We start from the raw sequence: 12,914 nt of genomic DNA, 5'->3' as shown, positions 1-12,914 counted from the left end.
AGATATTAAAAGAGAGACAAAATACCGCATATCCAGATATTTTAAATATTGCGTATGAATGTACGGGAATGTTAGAATTATCTTTATGTGAAAAGATTCGGGAGTGGTAATCATGAGTAAACGGGATTACTATGAAGTCCTCGGAGTCAGTAATTCGGCTTCGAAGGATGAAATAAAGAAGGCTTACCGCAAGCTTTCTAAAAAATTCCATCCGGACATCAACAAAGAGCCGGGAGCAGATGAAAAATTTAAAGAAGTAAAAGAAGCATATGAAGTATTAAGCGACGATCAAAAGCGCGCTCATTATGATCAGTTTGGCCATGTCGACCCTAACCAGGGATTTGGCGGAGGCGGCGATTTTGGAGGCGGTTTTGGCGGTTTTGAAGATATTTTCAATTCCTTCTTCGGCGGCGGGGGCGGCAGACGCCGTGATCCGAATGCGCCAAGACAGGGTGCCGATCTTCAGTACACGATGACCTTGAAGTTTGAGGAAGCTGTATTTGGCAAGGAAACAGATATCGAGATTCCTCGTGAAGAAGAATGCGATACTTGTGACGGATCTGGTGCAAAACCAGGTACTAAAGTGGATACATGTAAACATTGTCATGGCAGCGGCCAGATCAGCGTGGAACAAAATACTCCTTTTGGACGTATTGTGAACCGCCGTGTGTGTCATTACTGTAATGGAACTGGTAAGGAGATCAAGGAAAAATGTACAACATGCTCAGGTTCTGGGAAGGTTACCAGAAGGAACAAGATTCATGTTAAAATCCCGGCTGGTGTCGATGATGGCCAGCAGCTGAGAGTAGCAGGAAAAGGGGAAGCCGGTATCAATGGCGGCCCTGCAGGTGACCTTTATATTGTTTTCCATATAAGGTCGCATGAATTCTTTGAGCGTGATGGCGATGACATTTACTGTGAAATGCCAATCACATTTGTCCAGGCAGCTCTAGGTGATGAAGTTGAAGTGCCTACACTTCATGGCAAGGTAAAACTTAAAGTGCCTGCTGGAACACAGACAGGTACAAAATTCCGCCTGAAGGGCAAAGGTGTCCCGAATGTCCGTGGATATGGTACAGGGGACCAGCATGTCCTCGTGCGCATCGTAACTCCAACAAAGCTGTCTGAAAAGCAAAAGCAGCTTCTGCGTGAGTTTGCCGAAGTAAGCGGACAGTCTCCTCTTGGTGAGCAGGAGGAAAGCTTTTTTTCAAAAGTAAAACGTGCCTTTAAAGGTGATTAATTGAATGGAGTTGGTTTAAATGAAATGGTCTGAAATCAGCATTCTAACTACAAATGAAGCGGTTGAGCCGATTTCCAATATCCTGCACGAAGCAGGCGCGAGCGGAGTTGTTATCGAAGATCCGCTGGAGCTTGAAAAGGAGAGAGAGGACCAGTTCGGAGAAATATACCAGCTTAATCCAGACGATTATCCCGAAGAAGGAGTCATTGTAAAAGCATATTTGCCGGTAAATAGTTTTCTTGGTGAGACAGTAGATGAAATAAAAGAAGCGATCAATAATCTGATTATCCACAATATTGATATCGGGTTGAATAAAGTATCAATCAGTGAAGTGAATGAAGAAGAATGGGCAACTGCCTGGAAGAAATACTATAACCCTGTTAAAATTTCCGAGAAATTCACGATTGTGCCAACCTGGGAGGATTACACTCCAGTCACCACGGATGAATTGATCATCGAGCTTGACCCTGGTATGGCATTCGGTACAGGAACCCACCCGACAACTGTAATGTGTATCCAGGCGCTGGAAAGAACAGTCCAGCCTGGAGATCGCGTCGTGGATGTTGGAACAGGTTCAGGTGTACTTAGTATTGCAGCGGCTAAGCTTGGTGCCGGAAAAGTGGAAGCGATGGACCTGGATGATGTAGCAGTTCAGGTTGCAAAACTCAACCTCAAGCTGAACAAAGTACACGATGTCGCAACCATTTCACAAAACAATCTTCTTGATGGCGTTGTAGAAGGTGCGGATATTGTAGTAGCAAATATCCTTGCAGAAGTAATTCTTCGCTTTGCTGATGATGCAGGCAAGGTCGTGAAAAATGGCGGATATTTCATCACCTCTGGTATCATCCAGCAGAAGAAAGAAGTCGTCAAGGATGCAATGATCAATGCAGGTTTTGAAATAGAAGAGATTATTTCTATGGAAGACTGGGTTGCGATTATCAGTAAAAAGAAATAATGTGGAAAAAAGGGGAAGAGCATAGCCCCTTTTTTCTGTCTTTTTTAATAAAACAGCTTTATTTGAAAGCAGGTGCTGTGGTGCAGCGGTATTTTATTGATGAACAAGGAGATATGGAACAATTCAATATTAGAGGCGATGATTATCATCACATTGTACGTGTTATGAGGATGAAGGCTGGGGACGAAATCATCTGTGTCACGCCCACGGGCAAAAGTGCTGTTTGCCAGATTGAAGAAATTACCGATGAAATCGTTGTGGTAAACGTTGTAAAATGGGAGGAAGGGACTACGGAGCTTCCGGTCCATGTGGTGATAGCGAGCGGTCTGCCCAAAGGGGATAAGCTCGAATTGATTATTCAGAAGGGTACTGAACTCGGTGCCTATGAATTTGTCCCTTTTACCGCATCCCGCTCAATTGTTAAATGGGACGGCAAGAAAGCTGCCAAAAAGGTTGAACGCTGGCAGAAGATTGCCAAGGAAGCTGCTGAGCAGTCCCATCGCAGCTATGTTCCAGAAGTAAAAGAACCGGTCAGTCTTAAAGAACTGGTCAAAGCAAGTGTTGAGTATACTTATAAGCTAATTGCTTATGAGGAAGAAGCGAGGGAAGGCGAAGCTTCCGTCCTATCTTCTACTCTCGCGAAATTGGGGAAAGGCGACAGCCTCCTGATTGCATTTGGTCCCGAGGGAGGACTTTCCTCGGAGGAAGTTGACCTTTTAAATAAAAATGGATTTTTAGCTTGTGGTCTTGGGCCGCGCATCTTGCGTACAGAAACAGCACCGCTATATGCCTTGTCTGCTGTTTCCTATCATTTTGAATTATTGGGGTGAAGAAAATGCCTACAGTTGCTTTTCATACATTAGGTTGCAAGGTTAACCATTACGAAACAGAAGCCATTTGGCAGTTATTTAAGGAACAAGGATACGAGAGAGTAGAGTTTGAGTCTACTTCGGATGTTTATGTCATCAACACATGTACCGTAACGAATACAGGGGACAAGAAGAGCCGCCAGGTCATCCGCCGGGCTGTCCGTAAGAATCCGGACGCTGTTATTTGTGTTACCGGCTGCTACGCACAAACGTCACCAGCAGAAATCATGGCGATACCTGGCGTTGATATCGTTGTCGGAACACAGGACCGCGTAAAAATGCTTGAGTATATTGAACAGTACAAGCAAGAACGCCAGCCGATCAATGCTGTTGGCAATATCATGAAAAACCGTGTTTATGAGGAACTTGATGTACCAGCATTCACTGACCGTACAAGGGCTTCATTGAAGATCCAGGAAGGCTGCAATAACTTTTGTACTTTCTGTATAATTCCTTGGGCACGCGGTTTGATGAGATCCCGTGACCCACAGGAAGTAATCCGCCAGGCTCAGCAGCTAGTCGATGCAGGCTATAAGGAAATCGTTCTTACCGGCATCCATACAGGTGGCTACGGCGAAGATATGAAAGACTACAACCTTGCTTCACTGCTTAGAGATTTAGAGGCACAAGTAAAGGGCATAAAGCGTCTGCGCATTTCTTCTATTGAAGCCAGCCAGATTACGGACGAAGTAATCGAGGTAATTGATCAATCCAATATTATTGTCCGCCACTTGCACATCCCGCTTCAATCTGGTTCTGACACAGTGCTGAAGCGCATGCGCCGTAAATACACGATGGAGTTTTTCGGAGAGCGTCTTGACAGGCTTAAAGAAGTATTGCCAGGTCTCGCGGTTACTTCTGATATTATCGTCGGTTTCCCGGGTGAAACGGAAGAAGAGTTCATGGAAACTTTTAATTTCATCAAGAAGCACCAATTCTCAGAGCTGCATGTCTTCCCATATTCAAAACGGACAGGCACTCCTGCTGCAAGAATGGAAGACCAGGTGGACGAAGACGTGAAGAACGAACGCGTTCACAGGCTGATTGAGCTTTCCAACCAGCTTGCAAAGGAATATGCTTCCCAGTTTGAAAATGAAGTGCTTGAAGTGATTCCTGAAGAGATCTACAAGGAAGATACAGGTAGCGGACTTTATGTAGGCTATACAGATAACTACCTGAAAGTTGTTTTCCCTGCCACTGAAGACATGATCGGCAAAATCGTGAAGGTCAAGATTGCGAAAGCAGGCTATCCTTACAACGAAGGACAATTTGTCCGCGTGCTGGAAGATGAAACAGTAGCTGAAGAAGCAGTTATGTAGTTAAATGACTAAAGAGCTGGCATTTTGCCAGCTCTTTTTTGATATTTAGCAACCAGACTAGTTATTAACCACAAATTCGTATATTTGTACCATCTATAGATTATAGACAGGTGGATATTAAGGTAATTCGGCCACATATCAAATTAATTCGACCACATTCCGAGATAATTCGACCACATTCTTGAATATATCGACCACATTTCTGGTTTTTTCGTCCAAATGAGATTTTCCAGCACTAACTAATTTTTTCTTTCCCATGAATGAATTCAATCATTTTGCCGAATTTCTCGGCAACCGGAAGAACGAGCAATGAAGCGATAATGTTGTAGACGACACTTGCATGTGCTAACTGGACCTCAGGTCTTGAGGCAGTCATTGGAGCCAGTGCAGCTATATGGTCGATGAAAGGGTAGAAGACTGCAGCGCCGGCGATATTCAGCCATACGTGAGCGAATGCTGTGAGCCTGGCTTCTTTGCCGGCGCCAATGGACGCTAGCATGGCTGTGATACAAGTCCCTATATTGGCACCAAGCATCGCAGCAATTGCTGAATCCATGCTTAATGTCCCTTCAGATAGAAATCCCATGATGATTCCAGTCATCGCGGTACTTGATTGAATCATAGCGGTCACAATTGTGCCTGTAAAAATGCTGATTAAATGGCTGTTGTTCAGGTTGGTAAGTGCCAACTCTACAATTGGCAGGCTGGTCACAGGGTCGGCGAGGAAGGTGAAGCCGCGCATTGCAGCAAAAACAGCTGCCATTCCAAAAGAAATTGCACCGATATTTTGCCATGTTTTATTTCGCGATACCATTAAAATTGCACCAATAACCGCAAACGGCACGATAAAAGCGTCAATGTTGAAAGTGATGATTTCAAGAGTGAAGGTTGTCCCTATATTTGACCCAAGGATAATGCCAATTGATTGTGAGAATTTCAGCAGGCCGGCGGAAATCAATCCGATCGTGATGACCATGACAGCGGAACTGCTGTGCAAAAGTGCGGTCACTATCGCTCCGGCAATCAACCCTTTTAGTGGTGTATCTGTCATGACGGCTAGCCAGTTCTTCATTCTGCTCGCAGAAAGTTCGAACAAGCCTTTTCGAAGCAATGTCATCCCGCCGATGAAGACAACGAGAAATAATAGGAAAAATAATAGATAGACCATTGGACTTCCCCCCCATTTAAATGTATGAAAAGGAGGGCTGGACATGCTAACAAAATTTCTAGCCTGTATGTTATCCTGCAAAAGTACATAATGTAAAAACAAGGGCTAATTACAGTTGACCTCATGCCAGTGTTATATTATAATTGCAAGGTACATGGTTTCCATGTGTTTTGGTGTTAGTGTGTTGTGCTCGGAGGGAGGGAAAGAGAATGTCTAAAACTGTCGTTCGTAAAAACGAATCGCTTGAAGATGCTCTTCGACGCTTCAAACGTACTGTATCTAAATCAGGTACTATCCAAGAAGCTAGAAAGCGCGAATTCTACGAAAAACCTAGTGTAAAGCGTAAGAAAAAGTCTGAAGCTGCTAGAAAACGCAAGTTCTAAGAGAGGGTGGAATCAACTTGAGCCTGCTCGAGCGTTTAAATAATGATATGAAACAAGCGATGAAGAACAAAGAAAAGGACAGACTCACGACGATTCGGATGGTCAAAGCATCCCTGCAAAACGAAGCAATCAAGTTCGGCAAGCAGGAATTATCCGATGAAGAAGAGTTAACTGTACTTTCTCGTGAAGTGAAGCAACGCAAAGATTCCCTCCAGGAATTTGAAAAAGCAGGTCGACAAGACCTCGTTGAAAAGATACAAACAGAACTAAAGCATGTCGAAGTTTACATGCCACAGCAGCTTAGCGAAGAAGAAGTGACGGCAATCGTCAAAGAAGCTATCGCAGAGACCGGTGCGGCATCGAAAGCCGATATGGGTAGAGTAATGGCTGTCCTTATGCCTAAAGTTAAAGGTAAAGCAGACGGATCTCTCGTTAATAAACTTGTACAACAACACCTTTCATAAAAAGCTCGAAGGCCGCGGGATATTCTTGCGGCCTTTTTAGCGTATAATAAAAAGTGTCTTCACATAGTACTTCGTGTTTCATTGAAATTAAATACATAATTTTTACACTTTCAGATGGATTCTTTTTGAAATCTGTAAAAAATCAATGAAACCTTTTGGTGTACGAATGCGTATTACCACTATGGCCTTATTTTTTAGAATGGAGGTGCCGAATTGAAAATCAAATCAGTGATTGCGAGCATCATCATCCTCTTGTCACTGGCCAGTCTGATCAATCCGTTCTCTGCAGATGCGGATGAACAAATTGTCTACGTGGTGCCGATTAAGGAAACAGTCGAAAAGGGCTTGCTTGCTTTCCTGGAAAGAGCTGTGGAGGAGGCTGAAGAGGCTGGTGCGGAAGCAATCATTTTTGATGTGCATACACCCGGTGGAGTCGTTGATGCCGCTGATGGGATAGGAAAGCTTTTGACAGGCACTGACTTGAAAACAGTTGCCTTTGTCAATAAAAAAGCGTTATCCGCGGGTGCATATATTTCCCTGAATACAGATGAGATTTATATGGTTCCTGGAGCTACCATGGGTTCGGCTGCGATCATAGACCAGCAGGGCAATACTGCTGGAAAGAAAGCGGAGTCATACTGGTTTGCTGCCATGAAAGCAGCTGCCGTCGAGAGTGGAAGAGATCCGGTTTATGCCCAGGCGATGGCTGATGACAGCATAGATCTTCCGGAATTAGGGGCAGGCAAGGGTAAGCTGCTGACTCTTACGGCAAATCAGGCCCTTGAAGTGGGCTATTCAGAAGGTACCGTAAAAAACCTTAATGAGGTATTGGAAAAACTCGGTTTGGAGAATGCAGAAATCAGGAATGTGAATGAAACTTTTGCTGAAAAGCTGGCGAGATTCATAACTCATCCAGTCGTTATCCCGATTTTAATGACGATCGGAAGCCTAGGGTTGGTGCTTGAGTTGTACTCTCCAGGATTTGGTCTGCCAGGAATTGCAGGCTTATCATCTTTGCTCCTATTCTTCTATGGTCATATGGTTGCAGGTCTTGCTGGTTTTGAAACGCTGATCTTGTTCGCGCTTGGCGTTGGGCTTATATTGCTTGAGTTATTCATTCCAGGAGGAATAGCAGGTGCAATTGGTTTATTAGCTATCTTTGCAAGCTTTTTTATGGCATCTGATAATGTGGTCCATATGGGGATTTCCTTACTGATCGCCTTGACTGCGTCCATCGTGTTGTCTATTTTAATGATAAGGGTGTTTGGAAAAAAGATGAAATTTTTCAGAAGAATCATATTGACAGATTCAACAAGCACTGAAAAGGGTTATGTATCCAATAAAAACCGCCTTGAACTGATTGGTATAGAAGGGATTACATTGACTCCGCTCAGACCCTCTGGAACAATCGTTGTTGAGGATGAACGCATTGATGCAGTCAGTGAGGGTGGATTTATTGCAAAGGACAAGAAAGTTAGAATTGTAAAAACGGAAGGCTCGAGAATTGTGGTTAGAGAGGTTCCAGAGATCTAATTTGTTCTTTCATGCATTGTTGAGGTATTCTTGCCACGACGAATTGATGAAGCAGCAAGTAGAGATAAAACCTATGATCTTTGAGTTTATTTGGTAAAATGAAGAAGATTCAAAGAGCGTGGAATAATATTTTTTAGGAGGCAGTTCATATGGACGCAAGCACAGCATTTGTTTTAGTAGCAATAGCACTTGGGATCATTTTCCTTGGTGTTTTGCTCACATTCGTACCGGTAATGCTATGGATTTCAGCATTGGCGGCGGGAGTCAGGGTCAGCATTTTCACTCTGATTGGTATGAGGTTAAGAAGGGTTATCCCAAGCAGGGTCATCAATCCGATGATCAAGGCGCACAAAGCGGGGTTGAATGTTACTACGAACCAGCTTGAAAGCCACTATCTTGCTGGAGGTAACGTAGACAGGGTTGTAAATGCCCTGATTGCTGCACACCGTGCGAATATTGAGCTTTCATTCGAAAGAGCGGCAGCGATTGACCTTGCCGGCCGTGATGTATTAGAAGCAGTACAAATGAGTGTAAATCCAAAGGTAATTGAAACACCATTCATCGCTGGTGTGGCTATGGATGGTATCGAAGTAAAAGCTAAAGCAAGGATCACTGTAAGAGCAAACATCGACAGACTTGTCGGGGGTGCTGGTGAAGAGACAATCGTTGCCCGTGTAGGTGAGGGTATCGTATCGACTATCGGTTCTTCTGACAACCATAAAAAAGTGTTGGAAAATCCGGATATGATTTCGCAAACAGTTCTTTCTAAAGGACTGGATGCAGGGACTGCTTTTGAAATTCTATCGATTGATATTGCGGACGTTGATATCGGCAAGAATATCGGTGCCGAGCTTCAGACAGAGCAAGCGGAAGCGGACAAGAAGATTGCCCAGGCAAAAGCCGAAGAACGTCGCGCTATGGCCGTAGCTCAAGAACAGGAAATGAAAGCGCGCGTCGAGGAAATGAGAGCGAAGGTCGTCGAGGCCGAAGCAACTGTACCGTTGGCAATGGCGGAAGCGCTTCGTGAAGGCAATATTGGTGTGATGGATTACATGAATATCCAGAATATCGAAGCGGACACAGATATGAGAGGATCCATTGGCAAACTTTCAAACAATAAAAAAGATGACAAAAATAATAACTGATGCGAGAACCCGTTAAAAGAAAGGGGGGCTCCTCATGGAAATTTTATTTGAATTGTTCAGTAATCCTATAGCCCTGTTTATTCTGATCGGGGTCATCTCTAGTCTTTTCAATAAAAAGAAGCCGGACGGCCAGCAGCCGCAACGCCGTCCGGTCAGGCCGCCTGGTCCGATGCAACAGCCTGGACCAGCAAGGCAGCCACGTCCTGTGCCTGCCAGGAGACAGGCAGCAGAGGCCAGGGTTGAACCAAGTCCTGAATTCGAAAAAGACCACGGCCCCCTTTATGATACTGGCAGGGACACACAACGAAGCCGGGGTTCAGCGAATCACGATCCGGGTGAAACGGGTGTAGAAATCACAAATGATCTCCAGAAGGTTTATCTGGAAAGAAAGCTTCAGTCTGAAGAGCAGATGAACAAGCAGAGATCAAGTAAAGGTCGCATGTCTACTGGTGAAACATCGGGACGATTGAAGCAAAATAGGGAACAAAAAGAACCAGAAGTTGTCTTCCAGCCAGACAGGGACACCCTGGTAGAGGGATTGATATGGGCTGAAGTCCTTGGCAAACCGAGGGCCAAAAGACCATACAACCCGCTTCGAAGATATTAGGCATATTAATTGGCTAGCGTTTTGGAAGAATGCGTATCCATAAAGTTAAAAATGGTGCTAGAACCTCCTTTTTTCTCATACATATGAGATGAAAGGGGGTTCTTTTTTTTATGGCAAAAAAATGGGGCCAGTATGTTCGCAAATGGATGACACAAAAAATGGATCTTCCTCAAGATGTCATGATGGATCTCCCTAGAATCACGATGATTGGGCATGTCCATATTTATATAGAGAATCACAGGGGTCTGCTTGCTTTTTCCGATGGTGAAGTGCGGTTGATGATTAAAGGGGGCCAGCTTCTCGTAAAGGGAAAAGCATTTGTGATCAAGACGATATTGCCTGAAGAAATCTTACTCGAAGGAAAAATAGATCAGGTTATATATATAAATGAGTGATTGAGGGGGAGACGAATGAAAAACCAATGGATTCACACCTTTTCTGGCACAGTCAAAGTGAAATTGACTGGAAAGGGTATAGAAAGATTTTTAAATCAGTTGACACGCAGTGGTGTTTCGATATGGAACGTAAAGAAACATGGGTCCGAGGCCGTCACCTTTTATGTTAATCTTCAGGATGTAAAAAAGCTGAGAATTCCAGCAAGGGACAGCAACTGCAAAATCAGGTTTTTAGAGAGGGCAGGCGGCCCTTTCTTTTTAAAGAAATTATGGACAAACAGTGGTTTTTTGGCGGGGGCATTCTTATTTTTAGCTTTGATGATCCTTCTGTCGAATATGGTTTGGGGTATCGAGATAAAAGGAGCGAGCCCTGCGACAGAACATCAGATTCGCAAGGAACTGGACAGAATGGGGATTGGTGTCGGCAAATTGCAGTTTTCTCTAGATAGTGTGGAGAGGATCCAGAAGGAGCTGACAGATAAAGTAGGGGCCCTTACGTGGATTGGTGTGGAGCTGAAAGGGACGACCTATCATTTTCAGGCTGTAGAAAAGAGTGAACCGGAAAAAGCAGAAGTAATTGGGCCGAGGAACCTGGTAGCAAAAAGGAAAGCAGCCATCGTCAAAATCTTTGTGGAAAAAGGGGAACCGGTTGTTGAGGTGAATGATTATGTTATGCCAGGCCAGCTTCTTGTTTCCGGTCTGTATGGAAAAGAAGATGATTTGAAAGTAGTTGCCGCTGAAGGTGAAATACTTGGCGAGACTTGGTATTCAACGAAGGTGGAGTTGCCTTTGAAGAGTACATTCCAGGTCTACAATGGCAATGAGAAAAAGAAATATTCCCTGATGTTCGCAGGTAAAGCCTTACCTGTCTGGGGATTCGGAAAATCTGACTTCAGTGAATATGAAATCGAAGTGACGGAACAGCCTGTAAGGTTTTTTAAATGGGAACTACCTGTGAGGGTTGAAAAGAAGACCATCAGGGAGCGGGAACAGGTAACCCGTATCTATACGAGGAAGGAAGCAATTGAAAGTGCAAAAGAATTAGCAAGAAAGGATATAAAAAACTACCTTCCTGAAAATGCTATCATTAAAGGGGAAAAAATTTTACATCAATCAATTGAGAATGATAAAGTAAAGCTAACCACACATTTTACAATCATTGAAGATATAGCAGAAGGACAACCAATTATCAAGGAGACTGAGGATGACAGAAGACTTAAAAACGATGGAAATACAACTAGCGAACCCAACTGAAGCCATTTCATTATTCGGCAATGCAGATATGAACCTTAAGCTGATCGAACAGGAGCTAGGTGTCTCGATCGTGACCCGAGGAGAGGCAGTAGGAATCTCAGGACCTGAGGACAAGGTTGAGTTAGCCCAGGCTGTTTTGGAAAATCTGCTTGCTGTTATCCGGAAAGGAATCAGCATTAGCCAGAGAGAAGCCGTTTACGCAATCCAAATGGCTGAAAAGGGTACCTTGGAATATTTCAAGGATTTATATGAAGAAGAAATCAGTAAAAACGTGAAGGGTAAATCGATCAGGGTCAAGACTCTTGGTCAAAGACACTATGTTAATGCCATCAAAAGCCGCGATCTTGTTTTTGGCATAGGGCCTGCTGGTACTGGAAAAACGTATCTTGCGGTCGTTATGGCAGTCACGGCACTTAAGAATGGTACTGTGTCTAAAATTATCTTAACCAGACCAGCAGTAGAGGCAGGAGAAAGCCTTGGCTTTCTTCCAGGGGACTTGAAGGAAAAGGTAGACCCTTATCTCCGTCCATTATATGATGCCCTGCACGATATCCTTGGAACTGAACATACTTTACGCCTGATTGAGAGAGGGACAATTGAAATTGCACCTCTTGCCTATATGAGGGGGAGGACTCTCGATGATGCATTTGTGATCCTGGACGAGGCGCAGAATACGACTCAGGCCCAGATGAAGATGTTCCTGACTCGCCTGGGATTTGGGTCTAAAATGATTATTACTGGAGACACTTCCCAGATTGATCTGCCAAAGGGTGCAAAATCAGGATTGGTTGAAGCTGAAAAAGTGCTCATGAATGTCTCTGGAATATCCTTTGTTCACCTAGAGCAGGCTGATGTAGTACGACATCCACTTGTCGGCAGGATCATCGAGGCATATGGTAAAAACGAATAATCCATCTCAGTCCGCTCTTGATAAAACGAGAGCGGACTTTTGCTTTTTTTTAGGCTGAAACTGTTTTAGAACTGATATTGACAGCCGTAATCTCAAATAGTGGTGAAAATTCCGGGGAAAACTGATATGATGGAACATAAAGTTAGTAAATTTCCCAGTTATTCTCAAACTTGTTCCAATTGTTTTTTAAAATTTACTATTTCTGAAAGTCTATGATTTGCAGAAGTGTCAAGGTAAGGTCAAGGAATGACTTCACTTGTCGGGGCTGACCGAGGCGCTTACGCTTTTCGCTTTATAAGTGTATAAACTTTTGAACTAAGATTAGTGTCTAGCTTCAGCGCCTAGCCCCTCGAGTCGTTTCGGTCCGCCCGATGAAGTCAAGGAACGACTTCACCGGTCGGCCCTCTGAGGCACACGACGTGCCAACCCGCCAGCCACACGATGTGGCGTTATAGGCGGGCAGCGCTTGTCGGGGCTGGACGAGGCGCTTACGCTTTTCGCTTTATAATTGTATAAACTTTTGAACTAAGATTAGTGTCTAGCTTCAGCGCCAAGCCCCTCGAGTCGCTTCGGTCCGCCCGATGAAGTCAAAGAACGACTTCTTCGGTCGGCCCTCCAGCGCTTGTCGGAGCTGGACGAGGCGCTTACGCTTTTCTAGTAGGAGGGCTG

13 protein-coding genes are annotated in these 12,914 nt (G+C 44.3%); 12 read left to right on the top strand and 1 reads right to left on the bottom strand.

The window, feature by feature from the left end; all coding sequences use genetic code 11:
* The first annotated feature begins 112 nt into the window (after positions 1 to 112).
* The 4 genes from dnaJ to mtaB all read left to right on the top strand — a co-directional run bounded on the left by dnaJ (position 113) and on the right by mtaB (position 4,386).
* Positions 113 to 1,240, top strand: coding sequence for a molecular chaperone DnaJ (dnaJ, locus tag CD004_RS15820; protein ID WP_102263643.1), 1,128 nt, complete (start codon positions 113 to 115; stop codon positions 1,238 to 1,240).
* 19 nt (positions 1,241 to 1,259) lie between these two features.
* The gene (gene prmA / locus CD004_RS15815; protein ID WP_102263642.1) at positions 1,260 to 2,198 is read left to right on the top strand and encodes a 50S ribosomal protein L11 methyltransferase; all 939 of its coding nucleotides are present in this window, start codon (positions 1,260 to 1,262) and stop codon (positions 2,196 to 2,198) included.
* 80 nt (positions 2,199 to 2,278) lie between these two features.
* The gene (locus tag CD004_RS15810) at positions 2,279 to 3,028 is read left to right on the top strand and encodes a 16S rRNA (uracil(1498)-N(3))-methyltransferase (protein WP_170029991.1); all 750 of its coding nucleotides are present in this window, start codon (positions 2,279 to 2,281) and stop codon (positions 3,026 to 3,028) included.
* Positions 3,029 to 3,033: 5 nt separating this feature from the next.
* On the top strand, positions 3,034 to 4,386 hold the full coding sequence (gene mtaB / locus CD004_RS15805) for a tRNA (N(6)-L-threonylcarbamoyladenosine(37)-C(2))-methylthiotransferase MtaB (protein ID WP_102263640.1): 1,353 nt from the start codon (positions 3,034 to 3,036) through the stop codon (positions 4,384 to 4,386).
* 235 nt (positions 4,387 to 4,621) lie between these two features.
* Here mtaB and CD004_RS15800 read toward each other — a convergent pair whose 3' ends face one another.
* Entirely contained in the window at positions 4,622 to 5,554 is a 933-nt protein-coding gene (locus tag CD004_RS15800) for a Na/Pi symporter (protein WP_102263639.1), read from the bottom strand.
* Between the two features lie 209 nt (positions 5,555 to 5,763).
* On the opposite strand from CD004_RS15800, the gene rpsU reads away from it, so the two are divergent.
* The 8 genes from rpsU (at position 5,764) to CD004_RS15760 (ending at position 12,245) form a co-directional block, all read left to right on the top strand.
* Positions 5,764 to 5,937 (top strand): 30S ribosomal protein S21, encoded by a 174-nt coding sequence (rpsU, locus tag CD004_RS15795; RefSeq protein ID WP_015595024.1) that lies wholly within the window; start codon positions 5,764 to 5,766, stop codon positions 5,935 to 5,937.
* Positions 5,938 to 5,954: 17 nt separating this feature from the next.
* The gene (locus CD004_RS15790) at positions 5,955 to 6,401 is read left to right on the top strand and encodes a GatB/YqeY domain-containing protein (RefSeq protein ID WP_102263638.1); all 447 of its coding nucleotides are present in this window, start codon (positions 5,955 to 5,957) and stop codon (positions 6,399 to 6,401) included.
* A gap of 240 nt (positions 6,402 to 6,641) precedes the next feature.
* Positions 6,642 to 7,934: an NfeD family protein gene (locus tag CD004_RS15785; RefSeq protein ID WP_407657679.1), complete on the top strand. Its 1,293-nt coding sequence runs from the start codon at positions 6,642 to 6,644 to the stop codon at positions 7,932 to 7,934.
* Positions 7,935 to 8,083: 149 nt separating this feature from the next.
* Positions 8,084 to 9,079, top strand: a complete 996-nt coding sequence (floA, locus tag CD004_RS15780) for a flotillin-like protein FloA (RefSeq protein WP_102263637.1) — start codon at positions 8,084 to 8,086, stop codon at positions 9,077 to 9,079.
* Between the two features lie 34 nt (positions 9,080 to 9,113).
* Positions 9,114 to 9,686 (top strand): hypothetical protein, encoded by a 573-nt coding sequence (locus tag CD004_RS15775; protein WP_102263636.1) that lies wholly within the window; start codon positions 9,114 to 9,116, stop codon positions 9,684 to 9,686.
* Between the two features lie 110 nt (positions 9,687 to 9,796).
* Positions 9,797 to 10,081, top strand: coding sequence for a sporulation protein YqfC (gene yqfC, locus CD004_RS15770; protein WP_041966896.1), 285 nt, complete (start codon positions 9,797 to 9,799; stop codon positions 10,079 to 10,081).
* Between the two features lie 15 nt (positions 10,082 to 10,096).
* Entirely contained in the window at positions 10,097 to 11,335 is a 1,239-nt protein-coding gene (yqfD, locus tag CD004_RS15765; RefSeq protein ID WP_102263635.1) for a sporulation protein YqfD, read from the top strand.
* Positions 11,286 to 12,245: a PhoH family protein gene (locus CD004_RS15760; RefSeq protein WP_102263634.1), complete on the top strand. Its 960-nt coding sequence runs from the start codon at positions 11,286 to 11,288 to the stop codon at positions 12,243 to 12,245. Before yqfD ends, CD004_RS15760 begins: the two co-directional genes overlap by 50 nt.
* Positions 12,246 to 12,914: the final 669 nt, after the last annotated feature.

Source organism: Mesobacillus jeotgali, assembly GCF_002874535.1.
GTDB lineage: Bacteria > Bacillota > Bacilli > Bacillales > Cytobacillaceae > Mesobacillus > Mesobacillus jeotgali.
This window is presented reverse-complemented; position numbering and strand designations above follow the sequence as displayed.

Excerpts from the sequence above, each read along its gene's own strand:
- dnaJ (WP_102263643.1), top strand. The coding sequence starts at position 113 with ATGAGTAAACGGGATTACTATGAAGTCCTCGGAGTCAGTAATTCGGCT.
- prmA (WP_102263642.1), top strand. The coding sequence starts at position 1,260 with ATGAAATGGTCTGAAATCAGCATTCTAACTACAAATGAAGCGGTTGAG.
- mtaB (WP_102263640.1), top strand. The coding sequence starts at position 3,034 with ATGCCTACAGTTGCTTTTCATACATTAGGTTGCAAGGTTAACCATTAC.
- CD004_RS15800 (WP_102263639.1), bottom strand. The coding sequence starts at position 5,554 with ATGGTCTATCTATTATTTTTCCTATTATTTCTCGTTGTCTTCATCGGC.
- rpsU (WP_015595024.1), top strand. The coding sequence starts at position 5,764 with ATGTCTAAAACTGTCGTTCGTAAAAACGAATCGCTTGAAGATGCTCTT.
- floA (WP_102263637.1), top strand. The coding sequence starts at position 8,084 with ATGGACGCAAGCACAGCATTTGTTTTAGTAGCAATAGCACTTGGGATC.
- CD004_RS15775 (WP_102263636.1), top strand. The coding sequence starts at position 9,114 with ATGGAAATTTTATTTGAATTGTTCAGTAATCCTATAGCCCTGTTTATT.
- yqfC (WP_041966896.1), top strand. The coding sequence starts at position 9,797 with ATGGCAAAAAAATGGGGCCAGTATGTTCGCAAATGGATGACACAAAAA.
- yqfD (WP_102263635.1), top strand. The coding sequence starts at position 10,097 with ATGAAAAACCAATGGATTCACACCTTTTCTGGCACAGTCAAAGTGAAA.
- CD004_RS15760 (WP_102263634.1), top strand. The coding sequence starts at position 11,286 with ATGACAGAAGACTTAAAAACGATGGAAATACAACTAGCGAACCCAACT.